Source organism: Sporolactobacillus sp. CQH2019, assembly GCF_028765345.1.
Classification (GTDB): domain Bacteria; phylum Bacillota; class Bacilli; order Bacillales; family Sporolactobacillaceae; genus Sporolactobacillus.
Map to the genome: position 1 here is coordinate 403,468 of NZ_JARAJZ010000001.1, position 20,991 is coordinate 424,458.

General features: G+C 53.8%; 13 protein-coding genes. 2 read left to right on the top strand and 11 right to left on the bottom strand.

Annotation, left to right across the window (positions count from 1 at the left end):
* Positions 1-104: 104 nt before the first annotated feature.
* The 5 genes from OYT88_RS01925 to OYT88_RS01945 form a co-directional block, all read right to left on the bottom strand.
* Positions 105-3,506, bottom strand: coding sequence for an AAA family ATPase (locus OYT88_RS01925; protein WP_274397666.1), 3,402 nt, complete (start codon positions 3,504-3,506; stop codon positions 105-107).
* Positions 3,493-4,698 carry an exonuclease SbcCD subunit D gene (locus OYT88_RS01930; protein ID WP_274397667.1) on the bottom strand — a complete coding sequence of 402 codons (1,206 nt, stop codon included), beginning with the start codon at positions 4,696-4,698 and terminating at the stop codon, positions 3,493-3,495. Before OYT88_RS01930 ends, OYT88_RS01925 begins: the two co-directional genes overlap by 14 nt.
* Positions 4,695-8,441: a helicase-exonuclease AddAB subunit AddA gene (gene addA, locus OYT88_RS01935; protein WP_274397668.1), complete on the bottom strand. Its 3,747-nt coding sequence runs from the start codon at positions 8,439-8,441 to the stop codon at positions 4,695-4,697. The genes OYT88_RS01930 and addA overlap by 4 nt, the downstream gene beginning before the upstream one ends.
* Positions 8,425-11,931 (bottom strand): helicase-exonuclease AddAB subunit AddB, encoded by a 3,507-nt coding sequence (addB, locus tag OYT88_RS01940; protein WP_274397669.1) that lies wholly within the window; start codon positions 11,929-11,931, stop codon positions 8,425-8,427. Before addB ends, addA begins: the two co-directional genes overlap by 17 nt.
* 275 nt (positions 11,932-12,206) lie before the next feature.
* The gene (locus OYT88_RS01945; RefSeq protein ID WP_274397670.1) at positions 12,207-12,794 is read right to left on the bottom strand and encodes a hypothetical protein; all 588 of its coding nucleotides are present in this window, start codon (positions 12,792-12,794) and stop codon (positions 12,207-12,209) included.
* A 385-nt stretch (positions 12,795-13,179) separates the two neighbouring features.
* On the opposite strand from OYT88_RS01945, the gene OYT88_RS01950 reads away from it, so the two are divergent.
* On the top strand, positions 13,180-13,341 hold the full coding sequence (locus OYT88_RS01950) for a hypothetical protein (RefSeq protein WP_274397671.1): 162 nt from the start codon (positions 13,180-13,182) through the stop codon (positions 13,339-13,341).
* Between the two features lie 779 nt (positions 13,342-14,120).
* On the opposite strand, the gene OYT88_RS01955 is transcribed toward OYT88_RS01950, so the two are convergent.
* The 5 genes from OYT88_RS01955 to menB form a co-directional block, all read right to left on the bottom strand.
* Positions 14,121-14,411, bottom strand: a complete 291-nt coding sequence (locus tag OYT88_RS01955; RefSeq protein ID WP_274397672.1) for a thiamine-binding protein — start codon at positions 14,409-14,411, stop codon at positions 14,121-14,123.
* Positions 14,412-14,788: 377 nt separating this feature from the next.
* Positions 14,789-15,439, bottom strand: coding sequence for a phosphatase PAP2 family protein (locus OYT88_RS01960; RefSeq protein WP_274397673.1), 651 nt, complete (start codon positions 15,437-15,439; stop codon positions 14,789-14,791).
* Positions 15,440-15,571: 132 nt separating this feature from the next.
* Positions 15,572-15,889, bottom strand: a complete 318-nt coding sequence (locus OYT88_RS01965) for a hypothetical protein (RefSeq protein ID WP_274397674.1) — start codon at positions 15,887-15,889, stop codon at positions 15,572-15,574.
* Between the two features lie 70 nt (positions 15,890-15,959).
* Positions 15,960-17,462: an o-succinylbenzoate--CoA ligase gene (locus tag OYT88_RS01970; protein WP_274397675.1), complete on the bottom strand. Its 1,503-nt coding sequence runs from the start codon at positions 17,460-17,462 to the stop codon at positions 15,960-15,962.
* Positions 17,463-17,735: 273 nt separating this feature from the next.
* Complete coding sequence (menB, locus tag OYT88_RS01975) at positions 17,736-18,557, bottom strand: 1,4-dihydroxy-2-naphthoyl-CoA synthase (RefSeq protein WP_274397676.1); 822 nt, start codon at positions 18,555-18,557, stop codon at positions 17,736-17,738.
* Positions 18,558-19,131: 574 nt separating this feature from the next.
* On the opposite strand from menB, the gene fabL reads away from it, so the two are divergent.
* On the top strand, positions 19,132-19,887 hold the full coding sequence (fabL, locus tag OYT88_RS01980) for an enoyl-[acyl-carrier-protein] reductase FabL (protein ID WP_274397677.1): 756 nt from the start codon (positions 19,132-19,134) through the stop codon (positions 19,885-19,887).
* A 368-nt stretch (positions 19,888-20,255) separates the two neighbouring features.
* Here fabL and OYT88_RS01985 read toward each other — a convergent pair whose 3' ends face one another.
* Positions 20,256-20,810, bottom strand: a complete 555-nt coding sequence (locus OYT88_RS01985) for a superoxide dismutase family protein (RefSeq protein ID WP_274397678.1) — start codon at positions 20,808-20,810, stop codon at positions 20,256-20,258.
* Between the last annotated feature and the right edge of the window lie 181 nt (positions 20,811-20,991).

Here is a 20,991-nt window from a genome sequence, read left to right on the forward strand (position 1 = left end):
ATTCATATCCGAGCTTAAAGAAAGAATTCTCACATAAAAAAATCCGGCAAAAGGGACCGCCGCATGGATTCATGCGGAGGGACCTGGATTTACCGGGCTTTCTGTCACAGAACCTCCATTCTGACACGGCTTCCGCGTCCCGAAGGCTGTGCCGGTTCGACAATCAGCCTTCTCGGCAGCCGTTCCCTCATTTCGGGTACGTGGCTGATTACGCCGATCGAAAGCCGCCGCATGTGCAGTTTTTCGAGCGCCGTTACGACTGTATCCAGAAGATCAGGGTCGAGCGTTCCGAAGCCTTCGTCAAGGAAGAAGAATTGCAGGGGCACATTGCCGCGCAGCTGAATCTGTTCCGACAGCGATAAGGCAAGAGCGAGCGATGTCAGAAACGTCTCGCCTCCCGAAAGCGAGGAGACCGGCCGCCGGATGCCGCCATTACCGTCATCCCGGATGCGGAATCCTCCCGATTCGTCAACTTCAAGTGCGTAGCGGCCGCGCGTCAGATCGGCCAGCCGTTTTGAAGCAGCCAGGCAGACCTGCTGCAGCTGCTCTTCTGCCACGAATTCGACGAATGCATTGCCGCGAAAGACACGCTGCAATTTTTCAAATTGATCGGCCTCTTTCTGCGTCCGTCTGCGTTCCGATTCAAGCTGTTTAAAGAGGCTGTGTCTTTTTTCCAGGTCTTCCAGCCCCCTGGCATCCGCTCCGTACTGTTCGCTCAGCGTCTCGACTTCCTTTGTCAGACGGCTGCAGCTCTCCTCCGCTTCAGCCAGTTTCCCTCTGTCCGCCGATCTGCCTTTCAGCTTTTCTGAAAGCGACTGCAGGTCTGAAACAAGTCTTGCTTTCTCTTTTTCAAATGCGGCAATCTCTCCGTTAAACGCGATCCGCGTCTCTTCGGGGAGATGGGCGGCCAGCACGTCTTCTCTTTTTTCAAAACTCGAATACGCGATCCGTTCGTTCCACCTTTCTTCAGCAGACCGCTGGGACCTTCCCGCTCTTTCTTTTCTATCCGAAGCATTGTTAAACTGTTTATCCGCCTCAATGCGGACAGTGAGAGACTGCTGCCATTCCCGGTAGCTGTTCTCACGATTTTCTTTCATTTGTTCGAGCAGCCGGTTCAGTCGGGATAATTTATCTTCGATCGGGTCGTCCTCCGCCAGATTGAGGGCCTTTAAAGCAGCTGCATCGCGGGCAGAGGATTTTTCGGATCCATCCATTCTTCCCTTTATTTCATTCCACTTCGCTTCAAGCCGGTGAATTTTATCCTCATTCGCGGTCAGTTTCTGTTCAATCACGCCGCGCTCCTGCCTTGCCTGAGTCATCTCCGTCCGGATCTTTCCGACCTTACTGTCCGAATCCAGCATTTTTCTGTACACATCCTGAATTCGATCTATCGGCGGGAATTGATCAGGCCAGCGGTTTAGCCGCTCTTCCATTTCCTTTTTGCGCACCAGCGCCGCATCTTGTATCTTTTTCTTTTCTTTTTCATAAAAGTTAAGCTGTGCTTCCAGGGAAAGGCGCGCCGTCTCCGCCTGCCGTGCTTCATTGGACAAACGGTCAAGCGTTTCGCCGACGTCCAGCACATCTTGCTTCATTTCCCTGACCGCCAGCTCCGTTTCTTTCAGGACCGGTTTCAACCCGGTCTTTTCCCAGTCGATAAAATCGGCACCTGCCTCAGCCCCGTCAGAGGATCCTGTGTGCAAAGCTTCGGGAGACAGCGTTTTAAATGCCGCAGATTGCTGCTCCAGCCGATTAAGGCATATCCCGGTCTCCTGCTGCTGCAGGCCTAAAGATTCGTCGGCTTTCTGATAGAAACGAATCAACCGAGTGATGGATCCCTCATCCGGATACTTTCCGGCCGCCGCCGGATGCGGATGGTGCACCGCTCCGCAGACCGGGCACGGCTCTCCGTCCCTCAGCCCTGCAGCCAGATCCAGTGACAGCCGATGTCTGATCGCCGCCTCCCGTTCCTTTTCCGTCTCTTCTCTCTTTGTTTTCAGATAGGTGCGGGCCAGCCTGATCTGCCCTCCGATCACGGTAGCCCGATTATAGACGGTCTGATAGCGTTTAAACAGCTGTCCGCCCTTTTCATTGAGCAGCTTCCTGTTTCCGCCGAGCCGCTCGCGCTCGTTGCTGCATTCCAGCCAAACCTTCTGATTCTCCGCCCATTCTTTTCTTTTTTCCTTCAAATAGGAATCGATCTGCTCGATCGCGTTTTTTTCATCCAGGGCTTTATGAACGGCAGTTCGGCGCTCGCCTGATATTTCCAGCTTTTGAAGAGACTGCTCCAGCTGTTCCAGTTTATTTGAAAGTTCCTCTTTATGCTGCTGCTCTCTGCCGGTCGATTGCCGGCAGCCGTTTATGTCCTGCTCAAGCTTTGCCAGCGCAGCCGCATCGGCGCTTATTTCACTCCGGACCCGAGTCAGCCGCCGCTTGATCTCGAGTCCCTGAACAAGCTGCTGCTTTTGCCCGGAAAGAAGCGGACCGCGCTCTTCCTCATCTTTCTTTGCTTTTTCGTAGACCTTTCTCTTTGACTGCTCGTCCGATTCGGAAGCCGCAAAACATTTTTCTGCCTGAACGGATACTTCATCAGCTTCCTGATATTCTTTTTCCGCAGCTGTCAGCGCCTCAAGATAGGGCAGTATCTTTTCCGCGGCGTCGTTCCGTTCGAGCAGCCGTCTTTTTTTCTCAACGGCGGGCTGCTCATCAAGACGGAGCTGCAGGGCTGCTGCTTTTGCCTTTTTTTCTTCCTGATAATCCCATATTTGCTTCATTTCATCCCGCTCAAACCGCTGTTTTTCAAGTACGGCCTTTTTCCCGGCAAGCTCTCCGCTCACTTGGTGCAATCGCTCGCGCAGCTTTTCCACCGCTTCTTTCGAGGCATCGCCAAGCACGGTTTCTTTCTCCGAAATCAGAGTCAGCCGCTGTTTCGCCGCATCGGCATGTCTTTTCAGCCTTGCCGTCAGTTCGTCCCCGTACTTTTCCAGATGGAAAAGCCGCTGCAGCATCTGCCGTCTCTCGTTTCCTTTCAGTGACAGAAATTCCGAAAATTTGCCCTGAGGCAGTACCACGGCACGGGTAAAATCATCATGCGTCAGTCCGAGAATCTCCTGAACCTTCGCCGTGAGGTCGCGTTCTTTATCGGCCAGGACCTCCGTTTTCTCGCCCAGTCTCATCAGCCGGCAGCTGCCCGCCCTCATTCCGCCGTCTTTTTTCCGTTTATAGCTCCTCTCGGCGCGGTAGCGTACTTTCTTCTGCCCGGCCAGTTCAAACGTGAAACCGACAGAAAGCTGATCTTCCAATTGGTTGAGTATGCCCTGCGTATTGTTGGCGGCGCGCTCCACAGTACCGTACAACGCCAGAGTGACGGCGTCCAGAATCGTCGATTTTCCGCTCCCGGTCGGACCGAAAATGCCGAAGATGCCGTCCGCGCACAAAGATTCGAAATCGACGTGCTGAACGTCGCGGAAACTGTTTAACCCTTGAATCGTCAGTTCAACCGGTTTCATGATCATCGCTCCCCGCTGCGGCTTCCTTCTCCGCCTCATCTTTTGCAATCATCTTCAGAAAAAGCTGAACCAGCTCCGGACCCGGTTCGGCTCCGTCCGTATGATCTTTGTAAAAACGAATGAACAGCTGATCGATCGGCAGATTCGACCGGCGGATGCCGCCGTCCTCCTCGGGAAGGCTGCCGTAAATCGGCCGGATGCCGACAAAATGGCCGTTTCTCCTGCGCAGTGCCTGAATCTGATGCATGTCCAATGCTTCATCCAGACGGATTTCAAGATCAATCCAGGCTCCTTCGTCACGCCCTTCCCCGAGCCAGCGCAGAACCTCGTCAAGCCCGTTTTCCGCACGCCAGCGGATGAGCGGCCGGCCGGATGTCAGCCGGACGGTTTCGACAGACACCGCCTTCCCCGGCTCCGCATCGAGCACGGTCACCGATTTGGGCTGATCCGATTCGGAGAAGCTGTAGGCGAGCGGCGACCCGGCGTAACGCGTCAATACGGGTGATTTTTCCATCGTCTGCGGCCGGTGCAGATGCCCCAGTGCTACATACTGGGCCGCACCGGGAAATGAGGCGGGGTCAACCGTATAAGCGCCGCCGACCTGTACCGGCCGTTCGGAATCGGATTCCCGTCCGCCCGCCACAAAAACATGCGTCATCAGCACATTGACCGTATTCTTGGAAAAAGAACGCGCATGTTCATGAAACAGCACGGCCAGCCGATCGTTATAAGCCTGCTGAATGGCTTTTTCCTCGTTCATTGCGCTCAGGCATTCATTCAGCCTCGATTCGGAGGGATAGGGAATCGCTCCGACCACCAGCCGTTCGCCGGTCCGGGCAATCGGTATGGAAAGCGGGGCGGCAACGGGGCGGCCGATAATCTTAATCCCCCTCTTGCCGGCGAGCGGGCGTGAAGCTTCCAGCCGGTCGGGGCTGTCATGATTGCCGGCAATCACAATGAGCGGCCTTTCTCCGCCTTTTGCCAGCCGTTCCGCAGTTTCATAGAAAAGCGCTTCGGAAACGGCCGGCGGGTTCACCGTATCGAACACGTCTCCGGCCATCAGAACGGCATCAATCTGTTCCTCGTCCGCAATCCGGCATATTTCATCCATGACCGCTTCCTGTTCGTCTTCACGCGAGCGGCCTTCAAGCATGCGGCCGAGATGCCAGTCAGCTGTGTGCGGCAGTCTCATACACTCTCCCCCCGTTCCCCTGATAGATCGACAAAATATCCGCCGTCAAAAGCATAAAGTCCCACCCGTGCAACCGGCCGCCTCCAGATTTTTTCGATCGCCCGGCGGTAAAGATCCAGTTGTACATGATAGCGCCTTTTCAGTTCTTCTCTCGCCAGTTTTTCTTCAGGAAAGCGAGGGGATAAACGGTCGGTTTTATAATCAAGAAGTGTCAATTCTCCCTCTTCTTCAATAATACAATCAATGACGCCCTGGACCAGCACCTGTTCTTCTCCTTTCCGGTCCGGCCCCCAGGACGGATAAACCTGATCCGCATCAAGGACCAGACTGAAAGGACATTCCCGTATCACCTGATCCGCATTTTTCATTTTGCTGCCGATCGGAGACAGAAAAAACCGTGCAACCGCGGCGTTGTCCAGACTATCCGCCTGCTCGGGGGTTAATATTTCTTTTTCAACAAGCTCAAGTTCCTGTATTCGGATTCCTTGCTCGTCGGCCGATCTCTTCAGATCGAAGTGCTGCATCAGGATATGCAGTGCCGTTCCGCGTTCTGCGGGCGACAGATCGCCTTTCTGCAGGAAATGCGGGCGCTCGCCTCCGATTTCCCGAAACCGATCGGCAAGCAGCCGGTCGTCCTGGCCTTCGCTGAAATACTCTTGCTGCGACCTGATCTCGGTGACCGTCTGTTTGGCCATATAAATCGTTGCCTGGCGCTGCGGATAGGTCCAGCCGAGCCGGCGGCCGATTTCCTCATCCTTATCCGAATGCGGCTCCACTTTCTGCCACTGTCTCAGGTGCTCCAGCCGGTCGCGGTCCTCCCTCCGTTCTGCCGCCTGATCGGCGGCCATGCGGACGCCTGCGATCATACTGACTGTCCATGAAGACCGGTCGCGGGAAACAGCCGTCCGGTCGGGGATTCCGCCCGCCAATTCATGGAGCGCCTCCGCCGATTGGTGGCGGATCACGCACGGGCCGATCCAATCAAGAAATGAGGAAACAGCGCCGCGGATGTATTCCGGAAGCAGCCAGTCGCGGCAGTGCAACGCTGCGGCCCACTGATGCACCTTTTTTTTCGCATCGGGGACAGAGCTGACAAGAATCAACTTTTCTCTGGCTCTTGTGACCGCGACGTAGAGGATCCGCATTTCTTCGGCGACGGCATCCGCTTTCATCCGTTCCCTGATCGCGAGGAAAAGCAGTGTCGGCACGCTTTGACGTTGATCGGGGTCGATCCAGAGCGATCCGAAGCCGAGCGTTTTATGCAGCAGCGCCGGAGCCGCCGTATCTTTTAAATTGAATTTTTTATTAAGCCCGGCCACGAAGACAATGGGAAATTCAAGGCCTTTGCTCTTATGGATGGTCATAATTCTGACCACATCTTCCTGCTCGCTCAGCGCACGCGCCTCACCTAAATCGCCGCCGTTCTCCCTCATGCGGGCAATGAACCTCAGAAAACGGAATAATCCGCGGAAAGACGTTTTTTCATATTGCTCCGCCCGGTCATAAAAGGCCTTGAGGTTTGCCTGACGCTGTGTTCCTCCCGTCAGGCCCCCGACATAATCGTAATAGCCGGTGTCCCGATAGATTTGCCAGATCAGCTCGGAAACCGGACGGCTGACCGATCTGCTTTTCCACGCCGACAGCTTTTTCAGAAAACCGGCCAGAGTATCTGCAAGTGAATCGCCGTTTTCTCTGATATAGCGTTTGACGGCTGTATAATAGGCGCCTGCCCGATCTGCCATGCGGATCCGGGCAAGCGCGTCGCCGTCCAGACCGACGATCGGGGAGCGGAGCACGGAGGCAAGCGGAATATCCTGATAGGGATTGTCGATGATCTGAAGAACGGAAAGCATCACGGACACTTCAACCGTGTCAAAATACCCCTTCGACAGCTCGGCATAAGACGGAACGCCGTATTGCCCGAGCACATCTTTCATGACAGCGGCCGATGTGTTCGCCGACCGCATCAGGATAGCGATATCGCGATAGCGTACGGCCCGCATTTGCCCAGCGGAACGGTCGTAGACCTGAAAAGCGGGTCCGGAACCGTCTCCGATCATTGCCCGGATCCGATCGGCGATTGCCGCCGCCTCCAACTCGGTCGCGTCAGGATCGTCCTGATCCGTTCCGTCGTTTTCTCCGCGGTCCGCACGGTCAATGAGTTCAAGATCGACGGGCCTCTCCCCGGAAGGATAACTTGCTCCGCAGCGCAGTTCGGCATTGGCGTCATAGTCCGTTCCGCCCGTCGCTTCATCCATCACCTGCCGGAACAGAAAGTTCGTTCCGTCAATCACTTCCGGACGGCTGCGAAAATTGCTGGACAGATCAATTTTTATGCCGTCTGCAGCAGGGTCTGAAAACTGCCTGTACTTTTCAGTAAAGAGTCCGGGTTCCGCCAGTCGGAAGCCGTAAATACTCTGCTTCACATCGCCGACCATGAACAGATTGCCTCCCTGCCCGCCGTCTTTTGTGATCAACTGGATAATCGACTCCTGAACCCGGTTCGTATCCTGATATTCGTCCACCAGAACTTCTTCAAAGCGGGCGCGATATTGTTCCGCAACAAGGGAAGGCTGCTCATTGTCGGGAGACGAGCCTTCCCGGCGCAGAACGGCCAGGCATTCATGCTCCAGATCCGAAAAGTCCAGCAGTCCTCTCCTTCGTTTTTCTTTTTTGAAAAGCGCCGAAAAATCCTGGACGAGCGCCCTCAGAAGCGCGACGGACGGAGCCATGTCCCTCATGTCCTGAATGCTCTCCTGCGGCGATCGGGCAAACCATTGCTGCTGAAGATCGGCGATTCTTTTCTTCACTTTGTCGCGTATTTTTTTTACCTGGTCCCTAAGCCCGGCATCAACATCCCGGCCTTTGCAGGCAGGCATTTTCCCAAAAACGATATTCAGAAAGGAAAATCGGAGTGTTTCCCAGCTTGCGCCGGTTTGCGCGGCCAAAGCGCGAAGTGCGGCAATATCTTTGTCAAGTGCTCCCGCATAGACCGCCGGGCCGCCCGTTTCATCACAGAGATGTCTTGCTTCTTCCAGCGCCGCAATGCCGGATAAAACATATCGATTCAGCGCTTTCTTCAGATCCCCGATCCATTCAAAATCATCAATTGACACATCGCTGCCAAGCCGGTAGGCTTTCACCATCCGGTCCAGCCATTGATCCGGCCAAGGATTGCTGCGCGAAAAATCGTATAATCTGACAATCAGCCGGCGGAGGGCGTCGTCGCTTCGGTCGCCCGAATATTGATCCGCCAGTCTGTAAAACGCGGGATCATCCGAGGCATACCGTTTCTCAAGGACGTCGTCCAGCACTTCTTCTCTTAACAGGGCGGCTTCCGTCTCGTCAAGCAGCCGGAACCCGGGATCAAGATCGAGGAAATAATAATATTTTTTAACCACGGACATACAGAAAGCATGCAGCGTCATGATCGACGCCTTGCTGAGCAGCGTCCGCTGCCTGCGCAGGAACAGATCTTCAGGATGTTCGGCAAGCTCCTTCTCCAAGGCACGTCCGATTCTTTCCCTCATTTCCGCCGCCGCCGCTTTTGTAAACGTGACAACGAGCAGATCGTCAATATTCACCCGCCGCCTGCGGTCGGTGATCTTACGGATAATGCGCTCAACAAGCACCGCCGTTTTTCCCGATCCGGCCGCCGCCGCCACTAAAACATCGTGCCCGCATTCATTAATGGCCTGCCACTGCCGGTCTGTCCAGCGGCTGTTTTCAGGCTTCATGATCATTGGGATCACTCTTTTCTTTATTTAACATAAAAAGGACCTGGTCATCGGGCAGTCTCTGCAGCTGGCGGAACGCATTTCCGGGCTGCGACCGGTCGAATTGGCAGACAGGGCGATACGGACAATAAGTGCAGGGGACACGCTCCCTCAATCTGTAAGGAGCGATCTGGACATCGCCGTCCGTAATCCTGTTTCCAACCTGCTTCATCATATTTTTGGCGTGATGTCTCAAAGCATCGAACTCTTCAGCTCCGGCGACAGAAGAGCCTTTATAGAATTCTCCGTTTTTCTTGATGCCGAACGGAGCGATTGCGGACTGGCCGCCCGCCGCCGCACGGTCGGTGAGGCGAAGCACGGCCTCATCCTGCGGAAGCAGCCCCTTCATCCTGAAACTTTTGTAGATCTCCTCCTCCAGCGCGTCCGCCGCAAGCTTGTCCGTAAGACGCAGGAAGGGATTGTGTACATGAAAATAAAGGACGCCTGCGGGCTCGGCCTGAACGCCAAGCCATTGCTTCGAATAAGTAAGAACGACGTCAAGATAAGTCAGCATTTGCAGCGCCAGTCCGTAATAAACATCGGTCAGGCTTAAATCCGTGCTGCCCGACTTGTAATCGATGACCCGCAGCAGCAGGCGGTGATCCGCATCTTCCGCCTTATCGACCCGGTCAATCCTCCCGACGATCTCCATCCTGCATCCGTTTCGAAGAGAAAATTGCAGCGGCGGAAGCGGCCGGCCGGGGCCGAAGGGCAATTCAAGACTGAGCGGAGAAAAGCCGCTGGCCTGTGCATGGCGGCGCATAACCCGGGCAACCCGGGCGACAACCTGGGTCAGTTTGTGCTGCATATAGTGATTGCGGCTCGAACGGACCAGAATGCGGCGCTGCAGTTTCGGGGCCAGAAATGACACGGTTTCCGCGGCAAGCCGGTCGCAGTCTTCCGGCGACAGATCGCTCCATTGCCGGCGAGCCTGCTGAATCTGTTCGGTCATTCGTTTGATTGCCATATGAAAAAGCTGGCCGATATCCGGCGCTGCCAGCCGGAACACTTCCCTCTCGCGCAGTTTCAGCCCGTAAGAGGCAAACTGGGAAAACGGGCAGGAATTGAACTGTTCCATCCGCGACACACTCGCCTGAATTGTTTCTCCATAGAGCGCGCGCGCGGTTTCCTGGCCGAGCCGTTCGCCGTTTTGCGAAAAAAGGGCGGACAGAATGCGTCGCGCCGCGGCTCCCCATTTCTCCTGATCTATAAACCAGTCATAAACGTCCCACCAAAGACCGGCGATCCGGTATCCGTTCTGCCATTCACGGATCTGCGAGGACAGAAAGCCGATCGTTTTCCGGGGAGTATTGACAAAACCGAGCTGCTGCTCAGCGGAAAGCAGGCGCGGCTCCGCCGGCGACAGTCTGGCGGAAAGGCCGGGGAACAGCCGTTTCAGCCGGCCGATCAGCGGGGACGGTTTGAGCGATTCGCCGTCTTCCGAAGCAAGAGGAAAGGATAAAAACAGCCTTTCTTTCGGAAGAGACAGCGCACGGAAAATTAATTCATTTTCCGCAGCCATCCGGCCCGTTTCCCCGTCCGCGACATGCATTCCAGACGCTTCGAGGCTGTCCCGGTCCTCGTCGGAGAACAGCCCCTGTTCCGAAGGTTTTGCCGGAATCACGCCTTCATTAACGCCCAATAGAAAAACAGCTTTCAGTTCCGACGACCGCATCCTGTCCATACTTCCGACCAGTACTTGATCGAGTGCCGGCGGAACAAGGGCAAATTCCAGCGCATCGAGGCCGGTATCGATAATTTTTGAAAAAAGTTCAAGAGAAATATTCTCCTCGCCTGCGCCTTCGACACACTGGTCCAGCATGTCTGCGACCGCCTTCCAGACCTGTCCGTGCTCTTTCGCATCCGACAGTCTTCCCGAACTTTCGGCCGCCCGCGCCATTCTTTCCAATTTGTCGGGTATCGCAAGCCCGATCATAAAATCATAGAGGACCGTACACTTTTCCCGTACGGTCGATGCGGATTTAAGTTTTTCTTCAAATGATGCGATCGGTCCCGCAACAAGAAAGCGCAGACGATTTATCCGTGCTTCGGCCTGCCGCTCTTTTTCGGTCTGCTCGTGCTGATCTTCTTCCAGCCCGCGATAAACTCTGTAACTCCACGGATCGGCGCCCGTCCATTTCTTTTCCCCGTAAATGCCGTAGGCCATGACATAGTTTTCCAGCTCGTCCATCGCCTCGCGCATTGCCGGAAGGCTGCTGCCGGGGGGAATCAGAAGATTGGTTTTAACGCAGCGGAAAACCGGTTCATAGCGCCAGTTCTGCTGAATCGCCTCGAGTGCGGAACGAATCAGCTCAATGAGCGGATGATGACGCATCGGCCTTTTATGATCAATAAAAGCGGGGATGCCGTAGTCGGCAAAAACCGTTGCAATCAGGTTGCGGTAGTCTTCCAGATTACGGACAAGCACGGTCATATCGCGAAACCGGAAGCCCCGGTCGCGGGCGAGTCCCAGAATATCCCGGGCCGTCTGTTCAACTTCTTCGCGACGGTTGACGGCCTCGGTCAGTACGAGCCCTTCCGTACTGGGCGATTCGCGAATGTGCGGCTGATCGAGGCAGCGTGTCAGATGCTGCAGTGCAGGCGTCTGCGCACGCAGCGGTTCAGTTTTGATCACTAAGGGTTCGAGTTCCAGATTTTGTTCTTCCGCATACTCCTTCAGCTGGAGAAAGAGGCGGGCGGGATGGCGGTAAACCGAGAATTCTTCCGGCGGACGATCGTACGCTCTGTCAATACCAAGTATGACCGTCATCCGTCTGGACGTTTCCATCAGTTCTCCGACAACCCGCTGTTCCTCGGGGGTCATCGTCTGGAAACCGTCGACCCAGATTTCGGCGTTCTTCAAAAAATCCGTCTCGGCAATTTTCTCAGCCGCCAGCCTCAGATAATCATCGCTGTCAATATATTTGCCGGCAAGCGCCTTTTCAAAGGATTGATAAACAATCGATAAATCGTGAAGTTTATCTTTCAGGAGCAGATGTCCTGCGCTTTCCCCGCCAAGCGCCGCCGCTTGTCCGGCGATCTGTTCGGGTCTCAGACGATAGCGTTTGAATTCGGCCAGCGTATCGCCGAGCAGACGGTAGAAACCGCTCTGTTCCGCCGCCTTTTTAAAAAGATGAAGCTGATCTTTGTTCTGTTCAACAATTTTCCGCAGCAGCATGGCAATCCCCGTCTCATTTAAGTGATAGCGGGTGATGCCCCCGGATTGCTGGAGGACGCGGAGCGCAAGGCGGGGAATGCTGAAAACATTCAATCGTGTCATACCCCCGAAGCCATCCGTTCTGGCGAAATCATATTCCGTATTGAAAGTCATGTGGTCGGGAACGAGATAAATCAGCGGAGAGCCCGACGGATTTTCCCGGATCAGCGTTCTGACTTCTTCCATACAGGACGCGGTTTTTCCGGTTCCCGGACGTCCCAGAATAAAGCGTACAGACATTTATCTTTCCTCCTCCCGCCGTCTCAGATCAAAAAACTCTAAAGGAAAAAGCTGACTTCATTATATCACATCAAGAACATCCGTTCTATTCTCTCCGGCCAGTCTTTGCTGCTGTCGGAAGCGCTATCCCGTTTTATCAATCAAAAAAGCCGGCAAAGGCCGCCGGGCGCTGAAAAAAAACAAATATGGGTGCTCATTCTCCTGTCGTGCTGTCAGATGATGATCGACTTCTCCTAAAACCGCAATCTCTTGAAAGACGGAGAACGTTTCCGCGATCAACAAACTTCCATAACAATTTGATAGATCAGGTGCCGTGATCGATAAACCGGGCATATCGACCGATAACTCACAGCGGCGACCGATAAATCCGGCGCCATGATCGATAAATTGAGTTGAACGGTCGATAAACCGGGTATACCTGCTGAAGACCGATTAAGCGCCGACAACGACCGATAGACTTCCGGAAACGACCGATAAACTCCCGGGGACGACCGATAAACTGCTAAACTCCCTGCCACGGTTGGATTCGGTGCGACTTCGGCCTGGTTCGGTGCAACTGTAGCCTGATTCGGTGCGACCGCTCCTGTTCGGTGCGACTTCCCGGCGATTCGGTGTGACTTCAGCCCGATTCGGTGCGACCGCTCCTGTTCGGTGCGACTTCCCGGCGATTTGGTGCGACTTCGGCCTGATTCGGTGCGACCGCTCCTGTTCGGTGCGACTTCCCGGCGATTCGGTGCGACTTCGGCCCGATTCGGTGCAACTATTCTGCATTTCGGTGCGGCTGTAGCCTGATTCGGTGCGACCGCTCCTGTTCGGTGCGACTCCCCGGCGATTTGGTGCGACTTCGGCCCGATTCGGTGCAACTGTTCTGCATTTCGGTGCGACTATTGCAGAATTCGGTGCGACCGCTCCTGTTCGGTGCGACTTCGGCCCGATTCGGTGCTACTATTCTGCATTTCGGTGCGGCTGTAGCCTGATTCGGTGCGTCCCCTCCTGTTCGGTGCGACTTCGGCCCGATTCGGTGCAACTATTCTGCATTTCGGTGCGGCTGTAGCCTGATTCGGTGCGACCCCTCCTGTTCGGTGCGACTTCGGCCCGATTCGGTGCAACTGTTCTGCATTTCGGTGCGGCTGTAGCCTGATTCGGTGCGACCGCTCCTGTTCGGTGCGACTCCCCGGTGATTCGGTGCGACTTCGGCCCGATTCGGTGCGACTCCCCGGCGATTCGGTGCGACTGTAGCCTGATTCGGTGCGACCGCTCCTGTTCGGTGCGACTTCCCGGCGATTCGGTGCGACTTCGGCCCGATTCGGTGCAACTATTCTGCATTTCGGTGCGGCTGTAGCCTGGTTCGGTGCGACTTCGGCCCGATTTGGTGCGATTGTTCTGCATTTCGGTGCGACTGTAGCCTGATTCGGTGCGACTTCGGCCTGGTTCGGTGCGACTTCCCGGCGATTCGGTGCGACTTCGGCCCGATTCGGTGCAACTGTTCTGCATTTCGGTGCGACTATTGCAGGATTCGGTGCGGCTTTCCGACGATTTGGTGCGACTGTAGCCTGATTCGGTGCGACCGCCTGCTACTAACAGCCGATCAACCTTTTACCGCGGTTGATCGATCAATCAGGGTCGAGCTTGCTGTTCTGATTATTCGCACTTATTGATTCCAGTCTGTCGATTTTCCGAACGTTTCTGTCGATTTTCTTCCATTTACTGATGATATGAGCTTTTTATCGATGATAAATAATGTTTTACTGTTGATATCTAACGTTTGCGAATGCATTTCACCACAATTCACAGGCATTCGCGGCGGGCCGAAAAAAAAGATCGGACGTTTCCGCTATGCAACGCCTGTCCGCGCAGGATAGCCCTTTTTTTCAGTGAAATAAAATCGTCATTCGCAGAAACATTCAAAAGAATAGACCGCCGCCCGTGCCAGGCGATCGCTTTCCGGAAGAACCGCCGCCATTTCCGCGCCGCGGTCCGGCTGGATGATACATGGGTAGAGGAGATACCTATTAAAGCCTATATTCCGGGATCTGCGAAGATTTTTACTCTTGTGATAAAAAAACTATAATACAAAAAAAGAAGACAGACGAAGCGGGCCGCTGTATCTGTTCAGTACGGCGGCCCGCTCTTTTATACTTTTCAGCGGCCTGAGAGCTGCCGAAGTTTTTCTTATTTCTCCGGTCCGTTTAGTTCCGGTACTTGCCGACTTTTTCTTCGATCGATGTCCCCTGGGGGCGGAAATGGATCTTTACCTCGGCGCCCACTTCATCGGCTCCTGCGGCGATCGTCGCATAGATGGTCTTCTTGACGACCTCCAGCAGATCGTCGAGCTCCCCTTCCATGACGGTCTCCAGGGCGTCAACTTCATAGCGGACACCTGATTGCTGAATGGCTTCGATCGCCTTATCCACCAATGCATACGTGTCCTTTTCCTTTGAAAAAGGCAGAATTTGCAGTCCGACATTTGTCTGCGGCATGATTGCACTTCCTTTGGATGGAAATTTTTTTTGTAAGCGGCGATAAAACTGACGGGCAACAATATCATCGTTCGGCGGACAGCAGCATTTTTCCGAAACGGCGACGCTTTCTCTGGTTCTGAAATCACTGATCAGCGCGGAAATAAATTCAGGCCCCCGCGGCGGCCGAAAATCGACTGCCTGCTTTTTTGCCGGAACTGAACCCGCATTTCCGTGTTTTTATAACGCCATGAGAAATCCTGATGTTAAGCTATTTCCGGATCATTATAACTAGTATAATTTTATACCAATGAGGAAGAGGTGTTAAGTCAGAAATCTTTTACTGCTGCGGATTTTTGGCCACTAGAGATCCGAGGCTGAAACCGGCGGCGGATGATTCATCCCCCGTCTCGCCTTGCCGGAGCATGAATCGCAAGCTGGATCAGCGCGCAGGCGGCAACCACGGCACCCCCCGCACAATAACCGGCAAAAACATCGCTGAAATAATGAACGCGCAGCAAGGGCCTGCTGAAACCGATCAGAAGGATCATGATCAGACAAAGCGCAGTCCAGACAATCTTCAGCCGGACGGACCGGATCAGCGGAACCAGCAGCAGAATCAGGAGACCGTATACGGTAAGCGCATTCATCGCATGGCCGCTCGGAAAACTGTATCCGGATTCAGCAACCAGATGCGGCAGAGGCGGCCGGCTTCTCATGATCCAGTTTTTGAGAAGAGTATTCAGGACCCGTTCCGCAAGATAAGCAGCCGGCAAGATCACAGCGGACGAGTAGCGTCTCTTATACAGCAGAAAGGCTGTACCGATTGCCACGATAAAAAACAACAGCCGGCCGGCTCCGAACCGGGTCAGTTCCGCAAAAAAAGCAACCATCGGAGCCGATCGAAGCGGATTGAGAGACTGGAGCAGTGCATTGTCTGCCTGACGAATGGCGGAGGTACGGACCGCCGGAACGAGCAACAGAAACAAGGTCACGGACAGCGCCAGCACAAAAAGCCATCCGGACACGGATTGCCGCCTGCTTTTCAAGAGTTTTCCGCCTCCCTCAGCAATTTTTAATTTTTTAACGCCGTCGCGATAGTGTCGCGAGGCAGTTCAGGACTGAGAATCGGAGCCTCTGTCCGCGCCCGCAAAAGCGTCGGTCAATGTTGGCCGCTTGATTCACGCTTTTTCGTTTTTTACCGCCATTTTTATTTTATAATAATTTTCCTGTGTCAGCGTCACGGACTTTTTTATATTGTCCGCTGCCTCCCGTGCCCTTTCCCGTTTTTTAAAAAAGTCGAGTTGAACGGCGGAGAGGTTCTGAGTCAGCTGATGCTTTTCCTCAGCGATTTTCTCCGACTGCTCACGTATCTTTTCGGCCGTTTTTGCAATCTTTCCCATCGAACCGTTCATCAGTTTCGCTGTTTTAGCCAATGATATAATGAACAGCACAATCGTTATGATAAAAAGCGCCAGACTAAAATAAACCATCATCATCCTCTTCGCCTCTTTCATCTTTTCTTCCGGGCACAGGAAACCGTTCTGGCTTATCATACCCCAATATCGCTCAAAAATCATTGCCAGGAATGAAAGTTTTCGGGAGAAAATCGATAAGCTTTCTCCTCATAAGTTTCCGGGATGCGTTCCTCGGCAGCCGGTCCAGAGGCTGAATCCGGACAGGAAGCTTATATCTGGCCAGCTTTGTGCCGCAGTAATCGAGAATCTCTTTCTCTGAAAATATAAATCCTTTTTTGATCACGACAAAGGCATAGGGAACCGCTCCCCATTTCTTATCGGTAATGCCGACGACTCCGGCCTCCTCAACGGCCGGATGGCCGAGCAGCACCGATTCGATTTCAGCCGGGTAGACATTCTCGCCGCCCGAAATAATTAAATCCCGGCGCCTGTCGAGAACATACAAAAAGCCGTCCTGATCCAGATAACCGATATCCCCCGTATACAGCCATCCGTCTCTGATCGCCTGTTCCGTCGCATCGGGAAGGCCCCAGTAACCGGGTGTCACATTCGGACCCCGCGCGACAATTTCGCCCGGCTGATTCGGATCTCTGTCCTTTCCGTCGGCAACGATCCGGATTTCCGACGGAAACAGCGGTTTACCGGCGGAACCGATTTTCGTAAACATGTATTCCGGCGGCAGGGTAACGATCTGCGAAGCCGTTTCCGTTAATCCGTATGTCTGAAAAACCGGAATCTGTTTTTCTTTGCAGCGGTCCAGAAGCGGAAGCGGGGCCGGGCCGCCGCCGAGCAGCATGCAGCGAAATGTTTCCGGATAGCGGGCCTCCCCCGCATCGTCCAGCATGCGCCGCAGCATATTGGCTACAACCGACATCATGGTCACGCCGTTTGAACAGATCTGCCGATTGGCTTCATGAGCATTAAATTTGGCGGACAGCACCACCGTCATGCCGTAAATCACATTTTTCATTAAGATGGAGAGCCCGCTTACATGAAAAAGCGGAACACAGCAGAGCCATTTATCATTTTCGTTGAGTCCGAGATTGAGCAGCGAACCGGCCGCGCTCCACCAGTGATTTCCGTAAGTCAGCACCACGCCTTTCGGATGGCCTGTCGTTCCGGAAGTGTAAACGATCGTACAGGGCCTGTCCAGATCAAATGTCCCGTTTATCTCGCACGACATTTTCGGCCGGCTTTGCACGTCCGCCATCGTCAGCAGCGTACAAGGCGCTTTGTCCGCAATCTTTTCCGCGAGAGAAAGAAAAGCCCGGTCCGAAATCAGCCACTTTGCTCCGCAGTCGCGCAGCTGCCAGGCTGCCTCTTCCGGATTCAGCCGGTTATTCAGCGGGACACTGATCGCCCCGGCGGCACTGATCGCATGGTAGAAGCCGACCAGTTCCACGCTGCTTTCACTTAACAAAGCAACTTTGTCATTTTGCCCAATGCCGGCCGTCCGCAGCTGCCGGGCAATATCCGCCGTTAATTGAAAAAGTGTACGGAAACTGACCGTCTCCCGGTCCGTTTCAAGCGCCGTGCGGTCCGGAGTCAGTTCGGCACGGCGCCTCAGCCAGTTCGGCATGATCGTTTTCGTCATCGATATCTCCTCCTTTCCGTGTGCTTCAAAACTCCGCAAAAACCGTCCGTCTCTTTCAGCCGGACGGAAAAGCGGCTCCCTTTTCAGGTGAAGGTACCGAAAAATTCGGGCCGAAAAGGGAAAGAAGCGGGGCGCCCGGATACAGGCGGCCCGCTTTACCTTTTTATCCACATTATATTGATGGAAACCTCTATGATCTTTAGAACGTTCTACTTCTTCAGCGGCTGCCTTTCAGCGGAAGCGAATTCATTTGAAGATCGGAAATCGGCAGATTTACGGAAACTTCGGGAATTTGCTGAAGTCGGGATCGCGTTTCTCTTTGAAGGCGTCCCGCCCTTCCTTCGCTTCATCCGTCGTATAATAAAGCAGCGTCGCGTCGCCGCCCAGCTGCTGCAGGCCGGCAAGCCCGTCCGTATCGGCATTGAAAGAGGCTTTGAGGAAACGGAGTGCCGTTGCACTCTTTGAAAGCATTTCTTTCGCCCACTGGACTGTTTCCTCCTCCAGATTTTCAAGCGGGACAACCGTATTGACGAGTCCCATCTCAAGAGCCTGCTGTGCATTGTACTGCCGGCAGAGATACCAGATTTCACGGGCCTTCTTATGGCCGACAATCCGTGCCAGATAGCCGGCACCGTATCCGGCATCGAAACTTCCGACTTTCGGTCCGGTTTGTCCGAAAACAGCATTGTCGGCAGCAATGGTCAGATCGCAGACAACCTGCAGGACATTGCCGCCGCCGATCGCATAACCCGCTACCATCGCGATAACCGGCTTGGGCATCACACGGATCAAATGCTGCAGATCAAGCACATTCAGGCGCGGAATATGATCGCTTCCGACATAACCGCCGTTCCCGCGGACTTTCTGGTCGCCGCCCGAACAGAATGCCTTTGTCCCGGCTCCCGTCAGAATGATAACGCCGATACTGGCATCGTCGCGCGCTCTCGAAAACGCGTCAATCATTTCTATGACTGTTTTCGGTGTAAATGCATTGCGGACCTGAGGCCGGTTGATTGTTATTTTAGCAATCCCTTCATAGGCTTCAAAAATGATTTCGTCATAAGGCTTAATGGTCTTCCACTCAAAAGACGACATCGATAAACGCTTCCTCTCAATGATCTGATCTAGGATTACCACTCATACGCCAAACATTTGATTGAACAGCCGAAATGTCAGTGCGCCGCCCGATTCATTTATTAACTGCACCTTAACTGACTGACCGGGGGCGCATGCTTTATTTTATCATACACGAACGATTTCCGACGGTATTTTTGCTTTCTAGCCCGAATTTTCCGTTTCTCTTCCGAAATCATTGACGGCCTCCGCAAGGTGAAACGCTTAAAATGTTTTCCTGTGAATGAATCCGGCCGGGCGGCGCTGGTACGGCCCGGTCTTTCCCCCTCGGCCGGGCGAAAGAAAGAAGGCTTCTTATTCCAAATGCAGGCTGCCTCAAATGAATGCATGAAGAACAGCGGCCTTATGCTTCACTCCTACTATAAAATAAAAGTGGTGCAGAGAGTACCGTCGTACTTCTCTACACCATTAAGGTTAGTATGTTTTAATAGATGATATAGACGATTGAATCGGAATTTGACAGGGGGGTTCTTGCTGCACTTTTGCAGACTCTGTTATACTAAAGTGAGCTGAAAAGGGTACAGGGGGCCAGGAAATGAATCATAAAGTTGTTTTGGTTACCGGCGGAACACGCGGCATCGGGAAAGCCGTTGCGGAAAAATTTGCGCAGAACGGATACGACCTCATTCTGAATTACGCGCGCAAAAGTTCGAACGCCGAAGAGACAAAACGCGCAATTGAAGGGCGCTATGGCGTCACCGTCAAGATTGTAAAAGCCAATATCGGCGAACTGGAGCAGATCAATCATCTGTTCGACAGCGCCGAAGCGGCGTTCGGAAGGCTGGATGCTTTTATAAACAATGCGGCATCCGGCGTACAGCGCCCGGTCATGGAGATTGAAGAGAAACACTGGGACTGGACACAGGACATTAATGCAAAAGCCTATTTATTCGCGGCACAAAGAGCAGCCAGGCTAATGAACAAGACGGGCGGGGGGCATATCGTCGCGCTCTCAAGCCTCGGAGCGGTCCGGGCCCTTCCTAATTACGCCGTGGTCGGCGTATCTAAAGCGGCTGTCGAAGCAATCACACGCTATCTTGCCGTTGAACTGGCGCCCATGAACATCACGGTGAATACGGTTTCGGGAGGTGCCGTCGATACCGACGCCCTGAAACATTTCCCGAACCGCACGGAATTGCTTGAACAGGCCGCAAGACGCAATCCTGCCGGACGAATCGTCGAACCGGAAGATCTGGCAGAGGCCGTTTATTTTCTCTGCACGCCTCAGGCATTCATGATCCGCGGGCAAACGATTACAGTCGACGGCGGCCTCTCGCTGCTTGCGCAGTAAACCGCACCATTCTGTAAAAGGAACGGACGCTCTTTTATTTTTTTGATTTGAAGCCGTTTGAAACGGACTTTTTCAAAAGATAGCCGCAAATGAAGGGCGAGAGGGAGGAGCATTTCCCCTCTCGTCTTTTCATTTCCTATCCTGAAAAAAACTGCAGAAAAAATCGCCGATTTCATTTAAGAGGGTTGGAAAAAGTCGCGGTTGAACCCGGCTCGCCGGCGCTGGCTGACAACTTTCTGAAGAAAGTCCGAAAGAGGCCCACGCCAGGAGGAAAGGAAAGCCGGGCAACATCATAAAAAGAACCGGGCGGAATTTTTGTGCGAATTCCACTCGGTTCTTTGTTTTTAGGAGGCTTTTGAGACAGCCCCTCATTTTATGACGCCGCAAAGAACGCGGCTCCCGGCATTGCCCGACGGATCCGTCTGCTGATCGTCGCCGGCTTCATGGATGATCAAAGCAGAACCGTCCGCGTCTCTCAGAGAATTTTCTTTACCCTCTTCAAGCGTCACACGCGGATTGAAAATGACCGTCTTCACTTTTCCGTGACTGTCGGCAAAAATGTTCGGCATATCGCCGGCATGCGGGCCGAGAGGATTTTTCAATCCGTGCTGTTTGTGCTCCGGATTGAAATGGCCGCCCGCCGACATAAAGTCGGGCGGCGTACAGCTCCCGACCTCGTGAAAATGGATCGCATGAAGCCCCGGCCTGAGCCCTTCGGCCTGAAGTGCAACGCTGACTCCTTTTTCTGTTTCGGTAAGGACGGCTTCGCCCAGTTCTTCGCCCTTTCCGTCAATAAGCGGCACAATCAGCTTCTGACTCTGACTGCTCTTCGCATTGACCTCGTGTCCCCAGTGATTTTCATAGACGACAACGGCAAGGGCGAGCAGCGCACAAAACAAATAGAAAATCTTGCCGATATTCACCTTGATCAACCTCCTGCGCTTATCATGCGCAGTTTCGGCCTTTTTACTCGGCGGATGCGAAGGCTTCATCGGCCGGAGCCTATTTCTTCACCCCGGCGGCCCGTGACAGTTTACGGCTGTCAAAGTTTAAGGTACAGTCTCTATTTAATAACTGAACCGATGAGTATAATAAAATTAGTAT

Coding starts and splice junctions, on each gene's coding strand:
- OYT88_RS01925 (WP_274397666.1), bottom strand. CDS start 3,506: ATGAAACCGGTTGAACTGACGATTCAAGGGTTAAACAGTTTCCGCGAC.
- OYT88_RS01930 (WP_274397667.1), bottom strand. CDS start 4,698: ATGAGACTGCCGCACACAGCTGACTGGCATCTCGGCCGCATGCTTGAA.
- addA (WP_274397668.1), bottom strand. CDS start 8,441: ATGATCATGAAGCCTGAAAACAGCCGCTGGACAGACCGGCAGTGGCAG.
- addB (WP_274397669.1), bottom strand. CDS start 11,931: ATGTCTGTACGCTTTATTCTGGGACGTCCGGGAACCGGAAAAACCGCG.
- OYT88_RS01955 (WP_274397672.1), bottom strand. CDS start 14,411: ATGCCGCAGACAAATGTCGGACTGCAAATTCTGCCTTTTTCAAAGGAA.
- OYT88_RS01965 (WP_274397674.1), bottom strand. CDS start 15,889: ATGATGATGGTTTATTTTAGTCTGGCGCTTTTTATCATAACGATTGTG.
- OYT88_RS01970 (WP_274397675.1), bottom strand. CDS start 17,462: ATGACGAAAACGATCATGCCGAACTGGCTGAGGCGCCGTGCCGAACTG.
- menB (WP_274397676.1), bottom strand. CDS start 18,557: ATGTCGTCTTTTGAGTGGAAGACCATTAAGCCTTATGACGAAATCATT.
- fabL (WP_274397677.1), top strand. CDS start 19,132: ATGAATCATAAAGTTGTTTTGGTTACCGGCGGAACACGCGGCATCGGG.